Source organism: Burkholderia sp. Ac-20349, from assembly GCF_017104865.1.
Taxonomy (GTDB): Bacteria; Pseudomonadota; Gammaproteobacteria; order Burkholderiales; family Burkholderiaceae; genus Burkholderia; species Burkholderia aenigmatica.
Map to the genome: position 1 here is coordinate 49,313 of NZ_JAAGPM010000037.1, position 11,057 is coordinate 60,369.

Sequence of the window (11,057 nt, forward strand, 5' to 3'; positions counted from 1 at the left end):
ACTTGGGGCGCTGATCGAATGCAACTCGATGAGCGCCTTACCGTTTCATTTTTCCGGAATAGCAGATAAGGAAACACCGTGAATCTCAACGCAACTCTGTTTGCGCAAATGGTCGTGTTCCTGGTCCTCGCGTGGTTCACGATGAAATTCGTGTGGCCGCCGTTGATCAACGCCCTCGACGAACGTTCGAAGAAGATCGCCGACGGCCTCGCCGCCGCCGAGAAGGGCAAGGCAGAACTCGACGCCGCGCACAAGCGCGTGGACCAGGAACTCGCGCAGGCCCGCAATGACGGCCAGCAGCGCATCGCCGACGCTGAAAAGCGTGCCCAGGCGGTCGCCGAGGAAATCAAGTCCAACGCCCAGGCTGAAGCCGCCCGCATCATCGCCCAGGCGAAGGCGGAAGCAGAACAGCAAATCGTGAAGGCGCGCGAAGCGCTGCGTGGCGAAGTCGCTACGCTGGCCGTGAAGGGCGCCGAGCAGATCCTGAAGCGCGAAGTCGATCAAACGGCCCACGCCCAACTGCTGAATCAACTGAAAGCCGAGCTCTGATCATGGCCGAACTTGCAACCATCGCCCGCCCTTACGCAGAAGCGCTGTTCCGCGTGGCCGAGGGCGGTGACATCGCCGCCTGGTCCACGCTCGTGCAAGAGCTGGCCCAGGTTGCGCGTCTGCCGGAAGTGCTGTCGGTCGCGTCGAGCCCGAAGGTGACGCGCACGCAAGTAGCCGAGTTGCTGCTTGCTGCGGTGAAGTCGCCGCTCGCGGCTGGCGCCGAAGCGAAGAACTTCGTGCAGATGCTGGTCGACAATCATCGCATCGCGCTGCTGCCGGAAATCGCCGAGCAGTTCGAGGCGCTCAAGAACGAACGTGAAGGTGCAGCCGACGCCGAGATCGTGAGCGCGTTCCCGCTGAACGGCGCGGATCTCGAGAGTCTCGTCTCGGGCCTCGAACGCAAGTTCAAGCGCAAGCTGAAACCGACGATCGCAGTCGATTCGTCGCTGATCGGCGGCGTGCGCGTGACGGTCGGCGACGAAGTGCTCGACACCTCGGTTCGCGCGCGTCTCGCATCGATGCAGGCTGCGTTGACCGCCTGAGCGCCACGCCGGCACGCAACAGAATTGACTATCAGGAGCGAATAATGCAACTCAATCCCTCTGAGATCAGCGAGCTGATCAAGAGCCGGATCCAGGGCCTTGAAGCGAGCGCAGACGTTCGCAACCAGGGCACCGTGATCTCCGTGACCGACGGTATCGTGCGTATCCACGGCCTGTCGGACGTGATGCAGGGCGAAATGCTCGAGTTTCCGGGCAACACGTTCGGCCTCGCGCTGAACCTCGAGCGCGACTCGGTCGGCGCGGTGATTCTCGGCGAATACGAACACATCTCGGAAGGCGACATCGTCAAGACGACGGGCCGCATTCTGGAAGTCCCGGTTGGTCCGGAACTCGTCGGCCGCGTGGTCGATGCGCTCGGCAACCCGATCGACGGCAAGGGCCCGGTCAACGCAAAGCTGACCGACGCGATCGAAAAGATCGCCCCGGGCGTGATCTGGCGTAAGTCGGTGTCGCAGCCGGTGCAGACGGGCATCAAGTCGATCGACGCAATGGTGCCGATCGGCCGTGGCCAGCGTGAGCTGATCATCGGCGACCGTCAGTGCGGCAAGACCGCAGTGGCGCTCGACGCGATCATCAACCAGAAGGGCAAGGACCTGATCTGTATCTACGTCGCGATCGGCCAGAAGGCTTCGTCGATCATGAACGTGGTTCGCAAGCTCGAAGAAACGGGCGCGATGGAATACACGATCGTCGTCGCCGCTTCGGCTTCGGATTCGGCAGCGATGCAGTACCTCGCACCGTACGCCGGCTGCACGATGGGCGAATACTTCCGCGACCGCGGCCAAGACGCGCTGATCATTTACGACGACTTGACCAAGCAAGCCTGGGCATACCGTCAGATCTCGCTGCTGCTGCGCCGCCCGCCGGGCCGTGAAGCTTACCCGGGCGACGTGTTCTATCTCCACTCGCGTCTGCTCGAGCGTGCTGCTCGCGTGTCGGAAGAGTACGTCGAGAAGTTCACGAACGGCGAAGTGAAGGGCAAGAGCGGCTCGCTGACGGCACTGCCGGTCATCGAAACGCAGGCTGGCGACGTGACCGCGTTCGTTCCGACGAACGTGATCTCGATTACCGACGGCCAGATCTTCCTGGAAACCGACCTGTTCAACGCAGGCATCCGCCCGGCAATCAACGCCGGCGTGTCGGTGTCGCGAGTCGGTGGCGCTGCGCAGACGAAGGTCGTGAAGAAGCTGTCGGGCGGTATCCGTACCGACCTCGCGCAGTATCGTGAACTGGCAGCATTCGCCCAGTTCGCATCGGACCTCGACGAAGCGACCCGCAAGCAGCTCGAGCGCGGCCGCCGCGTGACGGAACTGCTGAAGCAGCCGCAGTACCAGCCGCTGCAGGTGTGGGAACTGGCCGTGTCGCTGTACGCCGCAAACAACGGCTACCTCGACGACCTCGACGTCAAGCAAGTGCTGTCGTTCGAGAAGGGCCTGCGCGAAAACCTGAAGACCAGCCACGCTGACCTCATCAAGCGCATCGAAGACACCAAGGATCTCTCGAAGGACGACGAAGGCGCACTGCGCTCGGCGATCGAATCCTTCAAGAAGTCCGGTGCCTATTGATCCGCGAGTGACACACTGAGGCCGCGCGGGTGCTGATGCACCCGCGCCGCTTCGGTCAAGGAGCAAGCTATGGCTGGAATGAAGGAAATTCGCGGCAAGATCAAGAGCGTGCAGAACACGCGCAAGATCACGAAGGCGATGGAGATGGTGGCCGCATCGAAGATGCGTCGCGCGCAGGAACGCATGCGCGCCGCTCGTCCGTATGCGGACAAGGTCCGTGCCATCGCTGCGCACATGAGCCGCGCGAACCCGGAGTACCGCCACCCGTTCATGGTGGCGAACGAAGGCGCGAAGACGGCCGGCATCATCCTCGTCACGACGGACAAGGGTCTGTGCGGTGGTCTGAACACCAACGTGCTGCGTGCGACGGTGCAGAAGTTCAAGGAGCTGGAAGAGAAGGGCCAGAAGGTCGAAGCCACCGCGATCGGTAGCAAGGGCCTCGGGTTCCTGAACCGCTTCGGCGCGAAGGTGATGTCGCAGGTCGTGCACCTCGGCGACACCCCGCATCTGGACAAGCTGATCGGCGCCGTGAAGACGCAGCTCGATCTGTACTCGGAAGGCAAGCTGTCGGCGGTTTATATCGCTTACACGCGCTTCGTCAACACGATGAAGCAGGAAGCCGTGATCGAGCAGTTGCTGCCGCTGTCGTCGGAACACTTCGAAGCCGATGACGGTACGCCGGCCACGTCGTGGGACTACATCTACGAGCCGGACGCGCAGGCAGTCGTCGACGAACTGCTCGTGCGTTACGTCGAGGCGCTGGTGTACCAGGCCGTCGCGGAAAACATGGCGTCCGAGCAATCGGCGCGCATGGTCGCGATGAAGGCCGCGTCCGACAACGCGAAGACGGTGATCAGCGAACTGCAGCTCGTGTACAACAAGAGCCGTCAGGCCGCGATCACGAAAGAACTGTCGGAGATCGTCGGCGGCGCAGCCGCTGTTTAAGCGCGCGCCCGGGACGACAACTGCGCCTTTGCGCGAGTAAAGAATCAGGTATTTAAAGGAAAAGCGATGAGTACTGCTGCTTTGGTAGAAGGCAAGATCGTACAGTGCATCGGCGCCGTTATCGACGTGGAATTCCCGCGCGACAGCATGCCGAAGATCTACGACGCGCTCATTCTCGATGGCTCGGAACTGACGCTCGAAGTCCAGCAACAGCTGGGCGACGGCGTGGTCCGTACCATTTGTCTGGGTGCATCCGACGGCCTGCGCCGCGGCCTGACCGTGAAGAACACGGCAAAGCCGATCTCGGTGCCGGTCGGCAAGCCGACCCTCGGCCGAATCATGGACGTGCTCGGCCGTCCGATCGACGAAGCTGGCCCGATCGAAAGCGAAGTGACGCGTTCGATCCACCAGAAGGCTCCGGCGTTCGACGAACTGTCGCCGTCGACCGAACTGCTCGAAACGGGTATCAAGGTTATCGACCTGATCTGCCCGTTCGCAAAGGGCGGCAAGGTTGGCCTGTTCGGCGGTGCTGGCGTGGGCAAGACCGTCAACATGATGGAGCTCATCAACAACATCGCGAAGGAACACGGCGGTTACTCCGTGTTCGCGGGCGTGGGCGAGCGTACCCGTGAAGGGAACGACTTCTACCACGAAATGAAGGACTCGAACGTTCTCGACAAGGTCGCGCTGGTGTACGGCCAGATGAACGAGCCGCCGGGCAACCGTCTGCGCGTCGCGCTGACCGGCCTGACGATGGCTGAGCACTTCCGTGACGAAGGCCTCGACGTGCTGTTCTTCGTCGACAACATCTACCGTTTCACGCTGGCCGGTACCGAAGTGTCGGCACTGCTCGGCCGTATGCCGTCGGCAGTGGGCTATCAGCCGACGCTGGCTGAAGAAATGGGCAAGCTGCAAGAGCGCATCACGTCGACCAAGAAGGGCTCGATTACGTCGGTTCAGGCCGTGTACGTCCCTGCGGATGACTTGACCGACCCGTCGCCGGCTACGACCTTCGGCCACCTGGACGCAACCGTCGTTCTGTCGCGTGACATCGCTTCGCTGGGTATCTACCCGGCGGTCGACCCGCTCGACTCGACGTCGCGCCAGATCGACCCGAACGTGATCGGTGAAGAGCACTACTCGATCACCCGTCGCGTTCAGCAGACGCTGCAGCGCTACAAGGAACTGCGCGACATCATCGCGATTCTGGGTATGGACGAACTGTCGCCGGAAGACAAGCTGTCGGTCGCGCGCGCTCGTAAGATCCAGCGTTTCCTGTCGCAGCCGTTCCACGTCGCTGAAGTGTTCACGGGCTCGCCGGGCAAGTACGTGCCGCTGAAGGAAACGATCCGCGGCTTCAAGATGATCGTCGACGGCGAGTGCGACCACCTGCCGGAACAGGCGTTCTACATGGTCGGCACGATCGACGAAGCCTTCGAAAAGGCCAAGAAGATCTCGTAAGGATTCGAGTGAGTCGCACGGCGCGTGCGGGTCGGGTTGTCGGTCTTCATTGACCGATAGCCAGGCTGGCCGCGCCGACCGCAACACGCTCAATCCGCCGTGCATGGGACGAGGGCAGGCGCCGCAAGGCGTTCGCTCTCGCCGACAGGAGTCCATATGGCAACCATCAAAGTAGACGTCGTCAGCGCGGAAGAGCAGATCTTCTCGGGCGAGGCGAAATTCGTCGCGCTGCCGGGCGAAACGGGTGAGCTGGGCATTCTGCCGGGTCACACGCCGCTGATCACGCGGATTCGTCCGGGTGCGGTGCGCATCGAAGTCGAGGGCGGCAACGACGAATTCGTGTTCGTCGCGGGCGGCATTCTCGAAGTGCAGCCGGGTGCCGTGACGGTGCTCGCCGATACCGCGATCCGCGGCAAGGACCTCGACGCGGCGAAAGCCGAGGAAGCACGCAAGCGTGCCGAGGAAACGCTGCAGAACGCGAAGTCGGATCTCGACCTCGCGAAGGCGCAGTCCGAGCTCGCGACCGCGATGGCGCAGCTCGAGGCGATCCAGCGTCTGGCGAAGATTCGCAGCCGGCACTGAGCCGCGCCGCGTATCCCGCGAAAGAAAGCAGCCTTCGGGCTGCTTTTTTTTCGTCCGTCGTTTTCGTCTGTTTTTTTACGGGTCGGATCATTCCGTCCGGTCGTGCTATTTCATCCGCGCGCCGGGGTTTGATGTCAGAGTATCGTCAGCGAAGCTGGGCATCATCCGCGATATGGCCTGGGCGCGCGGTGCCGGTGGCAGGGGCAGCGGCGGCACAGGTGCCGGGCCTCGATCAGACAAAAAGGACGGAGACATTCATGGCAGCAGACCTTGGCGTGGGCGCGCTGATCGCGCCCGAAAACGGCTTGTCGTACGTGCGCGGCACGACTGACGTGCCGCTCTCGGAAGCGACGATCGGCCGGTTCCTGCTCGACACGGCTGGCCGCTTTCCCGATCGACCGGCCGTCGTGTTCCGCGAGCAGCAGGTGCGCTGGACCTGGCGCGAGTTCGCGAACGAGGTCGACGTGCTGGCGGCCGGCCTCGCTTCGCTCGGCATCGTGAAGGGCGACCGCGTCGGCATCTGGTCGCCGAACCGCAGCGAATGGCTGCTCACGCAGTTCGCGACCGCGCGGATCGGCGCGGTGCTCGTCAACATCAATCCGGCCTACCGGCTGTCGGAGCTCGAATACGCGCTGAACAAGGTCGATTGCAAGGCCGTGATCGCCGCCGAGCGCTTCAAGACATCCGCGTACGTCGAGATGCTGCAGACCATTGCGCCGGAGCTCGCGACCGCGACGCCGGGCGACCTGCATGCGGCGCGCGTGCCGAGCCTGCGCACGGTCGTGTCGATGGGCGACGCCGCGCCGGCCGGCATGTTCCGCTTCGCGGACCTGATGGCGCGCGGCCGCCAGGCCGTCGATCCCGCGTTGCTCGATGCGATCGGCGCGACGCTCACGGCCAACGAACCGATCAACATCCAGTTCACGAGCGGCACGACGGGCAGCCCGAAGGGCGCGACGCTCACGCATCGCAACGTCGTCAACAACGGGCGCTCGATCGCGACGGCGATGCGTTTCACCGAGCAGGACACGCTGTGCATCCCGGTGCCGCTGTATCACTGCTTCGGGATGGTGCTCGCGGTGCTCGCCTGCGTGTCGAAGGGCGCGGCGATGGTGTTCCCCGGCGAAGCGTTCGACCCGGTTGCGACGCTCGCGGCGGTGGCCGACGAACGCTGCACCGCGCTGCACGGCGTGCCGACGATGTTCATCGCCGAGCTCGATCATCCGTCGTTCCCGACATTCGACCTGTCGACGCTGCGCACCGGGATCATGGCCGGCTCGCCGTGCCCGATCGAGACGATGAAGCGCGTCGTGTCGCAGATGCACCTGTCGGAAATCACGATCGCGTACGGAATGACGGAAACGAGCCCCGTGTCGTTCCAGAGCTCGACCGACGATCCGCTCGAGAAGCGCACGACGACGGTCGGACGCATCCAGCCGCATCTGGAGGTGAAGGTCGTCGATCCGAGCGGCGCCATCGTGCCGGTCGGCGCGACGGGCGAGCTGTGCACGAAGGGCTATTCGGTGATGCTCGGCTACTGGGACGACGACGCGAAGACGCGCGAGGTGCTGGTGGATGGCTGGATGCACACGGGCGACCTCGCGACGCTCGATGCGGACGGCTACTGCAACATCGTCGGCCGGCTGAAGGACATGGTGATCCGCGGCGGCGAGAACGTCTATCCGCGCGAGATCGAGGAATTCCTGTTTCGGCATCCGAAGATTCAGAGCGCGCAGGTATTCGGCGTGCCCGATGCGAAGTACGGCGAGGAGCTGTGCGCGTGGATCGTGCTGCGCGCGGACGAGCAGATGACCGAGGACGACGTGCGTGCGTTCTGCCAGGGGCAGATCGCGCATTACAAGATCCCGCGCTACATCCGCTTCGTCGACGAACTGCCGATGACGGTGACGGGCAAGGTGCAGAAGTTCGTGATGCGCGACCGGATGATCGAGGAGCTCAAGCTCAACGTGCAGAAGACCGCGTAGCGCGGCATGGCGGCAGGAAAAACGCGGCGGCCTGCGGGCCGTTGCGCTTTCGATGGACGAAAAAAAGCGGGCTTATTAGCCCGCTAAAAACCACACGCTACGGGGTTAGCGCGAGGAGACCAAAGATGAAACCGAGTCCGGCGGGGGGCCGGAAACGACTCCAACAGGGATGCCCCTGGGAAGGGCTTCGGTACGTGACCGACTGGCTCGCAGCGCTTCGCGTCCGCTCACACTTGGCACACGAGACCGCATCCGTGTTGAAACCGTTGAGGCCATTGTGGGCGAATTAATGACCCCTCGCGGTAACAAAGTGTTTCAGGTTGTAACGCCCGCCAGATAAGGCTTTCCGGGATTTTTTGCTGTTTTTGAGGGCCTGAAAAAGGTCATTTTTACTCATATTTTCCGTAGCGTTTTCAGCGCATGCGCACGATGCGTTTTTCATGCGTATCAGGCTCGACGAACTGCCGATTCGTACGCGAGAAAATGCGCGATTCGGCCGATACCGCGCATGACGATTCATTCGTCAGAAAGATTTTGAAACGTGATTGGCCTGCGCGGAAGTCGGCCGTTCGGCCAATTTGGTGGCTTCGGGCCGATTTTGCGGGTGCCGGCACGCGGCGTCGAAGTGTAACGGCGGCGCTTCGGCCGCCGCCGCGCAGCGACTTTCGCGGGCTGCGGCCGCGGGGTCGGTGCCCGCTATCGGCCGCCGTGCGCGCACCCGCTTACTTCAGCCACTTGTCCGAAATCGCCTGGTATTCGCCGGTCGACAGCGCGAGATGCAGCCATTGATCGACGTACTGCTGGAACGCGACGTCGCCGCGCGGCACCATGTACGCCTTCTCGCCGAACTGGAACGGCTTGTCCGGATGCACCGAGCACAGGCCCGGATTCAGCTTTTGCTGCAGCAGCGTCTCGGACGCATCCGTCACCATCACGTCCGCCTTGCCCGCGAGGATCTGTTTGAAGATCGTTACGTTGTCCGGATAGACGGTGAGGTTCGCGTGCGTGAAATATTGCTTCGCGAAACGCTCGTTGGTGCCGCCCGGGTTCACGATCACGCGCGTTTCCGGCCGGTCGATCTGTGCGACGGTCTGGTATTTGCCGGCGTCCGCGCAGCGCACGATCGGCGTCTTGCCGTCCACGACGTACGGCTGCGTGAAGAACGCGCGCTTCTGGCGCTCGAGCGTCGTCGACACGCCGCCCACCGCGATGTCGCATTTCGCGACGAAGTCGCCGGTCAGGTTCGGCCAGCTCGTCTTCACGTAGTCGGTCTTCACGCCCAGCGATTTCGCGAGCGATTCGGCCATGTCGATGTCGATGCCCTCGAAGCGGCCGTCCGCACGGTAGTACGAATACGGCTTGTAGTCGCCCGTCGTGCACACGCGCAGCGTGCCGCGCGCGAGCACGTCGTCGAGCCGCGAGCCGGCGCCCGGTGCGGCGGTGGCGGCGCCCGCGCCGGTCTGCGCATGCGCGTCGGCGCAGCACAGCAGCGCGGCCGCGGCGAGCGTGGCGAATGTCTTCATCGGTCTCCTCCTTGGTTTCGTTCGATATGAGCGTCCGATCATAACGGAGCCATCGCGCGCGTCATATGGCCGCCATCGCGTCGGCATACGCAGCCCTGTGGCGGCTGTCCGGTAAAATGCCGCTTTGCCCTCGCATCGTCGCTCCTACCGTGGCCCATACCCTGCTCAACGACACCTTCCTGCGTGCGCTTCTGCGCGAGCCGACCGACTACACGCCGATCTGGCTGATGCGCCAGGCCGGCCGCTACCTGCCCGAATACAACGCGACGCGCGCGCGCGCCGGCAGCTTCCTCGGTCTCGCGAAGAATCCCGACTACGCGACCGAAGTGACGCTGCAGCCGCTCGAGCGTTTTCCGCTCGACGCCGCGATCCTGTTCTCCGACATCCTGACGATTCCGGACGCGATGGGGCTCGGCCTCGACTTCCAGGTCGGCGAAGGGCCGAAGTTCGCGCATCCGGTGCGCACCGAGGCCGACGTCGCGAAGCTCGCGGTGCCGGACATCGAGGAAACGCTCGGCTACGTGACGGGCGCCGTGCGCGAGATTCGCCGCGCGCTCACCGACGGTCAGGGCCGCCAGCGCGTGCCGCTGATCGGCTTTTCGGGCAGCCCGTGGACACTCGCGTGCTACATGGTCGAAGGCGGCGGGTCGGACGATTTCCGCACGGTGAAGTCGATGGCGTATTCGCGCCCCGACCTGATGCACCGGATCCTCGACGTGAACGCGCAGGCGGTGGCCGCGTACCTGAACGCGCAGATCGAAGCGGGCGCGCAGGCCGTGATGATCTTCGATACGTGGGGCGGCGCGCTGGCGGACGGCGCGTACCAGCGCTTCTCGCTCGACTACATCCGCCGCGTGGTCTCGCAGCTCAAGCGCGAGCACGACGGCGAGCGCGTGCCGGTGATCACCTTCACGAAGGGCGGCGGGCTGTGGCTCGAGGAGATCGCGGCGACCGGCGTCGACGCGGTCGGGCTCGACTGGCCGGTCAACCTCGGCAAGGCGCGCGAGCGCGTTGCGGGCAAGGTCGCGCTGCAAGGCAACCTCGACCCGACGATCCTGTTTGCGCCGCCGGCCGCGGTACGCGAGCAGGCGCGCGCGGTGCTCGACAGCTACGGCAACCATCCGGGCCACGTATTCAACCTCGGGCACGGCATTTCGCAATTCACGTCGCCCGATCACGTCGCCGAACTCGTCGACGAAGTGCATAGCCACAGCCGCGCGATTCGTAGCGGAGCCGCCGGCTGAACGCAAGCGCTGTCATGCTGCACTGCGGGGTGACAGCGTTTCGCTGTCGGCGCTAAACAGGGCGCAACCCCGCACCGGTTGCCGATTCAGTGCTTGTCAAGACTTGACTTATACACATTTTCCACGTTGCAGCGCGGTAGAGCCCTGTATCGGTCAATTTGTCTCGCTATGGTTCGGTAATTTGAATAGCAGCCTTATGGAATAAGGCTCTGCGGGGCACCGCGACAAGCGCGGAAAATCAGCGGAAAGCGCGGCCCCGCGTGCGTTGCGGCCCGTGAATGGCGAGTTCTCAACAAAGTTATCCACAGGCTGGGCAGGGTATACGGCGATTCCTAATGCGAATCCAAAACTTAGCGCCGAATCTGAAGTTTTACTTTAAGTCCGTCGCCTCGATGCGGGCGCGGGTACTGGCCGTCCATGGCCATGCGGCGCGTGCCGCCGCCGGAGTGCCGTCATGAGCGGTACTTATCTGCGCGTTGCGCTCGACCATCCGCTCGCCACCCTGTTCGACTACCGCTGTGGATCCGTGCCGTGTCGCAATCGATGGCCTGCTTCGCACATGCCTGCATTGGCGTGAGCGCGGAAATCTCCGCGCGTTTGCGCGGGCTGCGCCGCCGCGTGGAGACGATCCCGTGCGCCG

9 protein-coding genes are annotated in these 11,057 nt (G+C 63.7%); 8 read left to right on the forward strand and 1 reads right to left on the reverse strand.

Features of this window, described 5'->3' with window-relative positions:
- The first annotated feature begins 78 nt into the window (after positions 1-78).
- The 7 genes from G3N61_RS14935 (at position 79) to G3N61_RS14965 (ending at position 7,650) form a co-directional block, all read left to right on the forward strand.
- Entirely contained in the window at positions 79-549 is a 471-nt protein-coding gene (locus G3N61_RS14935) for a F0F1 ATP synthase subunit B (protein ID WP_011350523.1), read from the forward strand.
- Positions 550-551: 2 nt separating this feature from the next.
- Positions 552-1,091, forward strand: a complete 540-nt coding sequence (locus G3N61_RS14940; protein WP_043184892.1) for a F0F1 ATP synthase subunit delta — start codon at positions 552-554, stop codon at positions 1,089-1,091.
- A gap of 44 nt (positions 1,092-1,135) precedes the next feature.
- Positions 1,136-2,677: a F0F1 ATP synthase subunit alpha gene (gene atpA / locus G3N61_RS14945; protein WP_021160444.1), complete on the forward strand. Its 1,542-nt coding sequence runs from the start codon at positions 1,136-1,138 to the stop codon at positions 2,675-2,677.
- A gap of 69 nt (positions 2,678-2,746) precedes the next feature.
- Positions 2,747-3,622, forward strand: coding sequence for a F0F1 ATP synthase subunit gamma (gene atpG, locus G3N61_RS14950; RefSeq protein ID WP_043184895.1), 876 nt, complete (start codon positions 2,747-2,749; stop codon positions 3,620-3,622).
- A gap of 66 nt (positions 3,623-3,688) precedes the next feature.
- Positions 3,689-5,083: a F0F1 ATP synthase subunit beta gene (atpD, locus tag G3N61_RS14955; RefSeq protein ID WP_043184897.1), complete on the forward strand. Its 1,395-nt coding sequence runs from the start codon at positions 3,689-3,691 to the stop codon at positions 5,081-5,083.
- 156 nt (positions 5,084-5,239) lie between these two features.
- Positions 5,240-5,665 (forward strand): F0F1 ATP synthase subunit epsilon, encoded by a 426-nt coding sequence (locus G3N61_RS14960; RefSeq protein WP_006477288.1) that lies wholly within the window; start codon positions 5,240-5,242, stop codon positions 5,663-5,665.
- Between the two features lie 257 nt (positions 5,666-5,922).
- Positions 5,923-7,650: an AMP-binding protein gene (locus G3N61_RS14965; protein ID WP_205822855.1), complete on the forward strand. Its 1,728-nt coding sequence runs from the start codon at positions 5,923-5,925 to the stop codon at positions 7,648-7,650.
- 722 nt (positions 7,651-8,372) lie between these two features.
- On the opposite strand, the gene G3N61_RS14970 is transcribed toward G3N61_RS14965, so the two are convergent.
- Positions 8,373-9,173: a transporter substrate-binding domain-containing protein gene (locus tag G3N61_RS14970; protein ID WP_205822856.1), complete on the reverse strand. Its 801-nt coding sequence runs from the start codon at positions 9,171-9,173 to the stop codon at positions 8,373-8,375.
- A gap of 149 nt (positions 9,174-9,322) precedes the next feature.
- Here G3N61_RS14970 and hemE point away from each other — a divergent pair, with 149 nt between their 5' ends.
- Positions 9,323-10,417, forward strand: a complete 1,095-nt coding sequence (gene hemE, locus G3N61_RS14975) for a uroporphyrinogen decarboxylase (protein WP_280523533.1) — start codon at positions 9,323-9,325, stop codon at positions 10,415-10,417.
- Positions 10,418-11,057 lie beyond the last annotated feature (640 nt).

Excerpts from the sequence above, each read along its gene's own strand:
- G3N61_RS14940 (WP_043184892.1), top strand. The coding sequence starts at position 552 with ATGGCCGAACTTGCAACCATCGCCCGCCCTTACGCAGAAGCGCTGTTC.
- atpA (WP_021160444.1), top strand. The coding sequence starts at position 1,136 with ATGCAACTCAATCCCTCTGAGATCAGCGAGCTGATCAAGAGCCGGATC.
- atpG (WP_043184895.1), top strand. The coding sequence starts at position 2,747 with ATGGCTGGAATGAAGGAAATTCGCGGCAAGATCAAGAGCGTGCAGAAC.
- atpD (WP_043184897.1), top strand. The coding sequence starts at position 3,689 with ATGAGTACTGCTGCTTTGGTAGAAGGCAAGATCGTACAGTGCATCGGC.
- G3N61_RS14960 (WP_006477288.1), top strand. The coding sequence starts at position 5,240 with ATGGCAACCATCAAAGTAGACGTCGTCAGCGCGGAAGAGCAGATCTTC.
- G3N61_RS14965 (WP_205822855.1), top strand. The coding sequence starts at position 5,923 with ATGGCAGCAGACCTTGGCGTGGGCGCGCTGATCGCGCCCGAAAACGGC.
- G3N61_RS14970 (WP_205822856.1), bottom strand. The coding sequence starts at position 9,173 with ATGAAGACATTCGCCACGCTCGCCGCGGCCGCGCTGCTGTGCTGCGCC.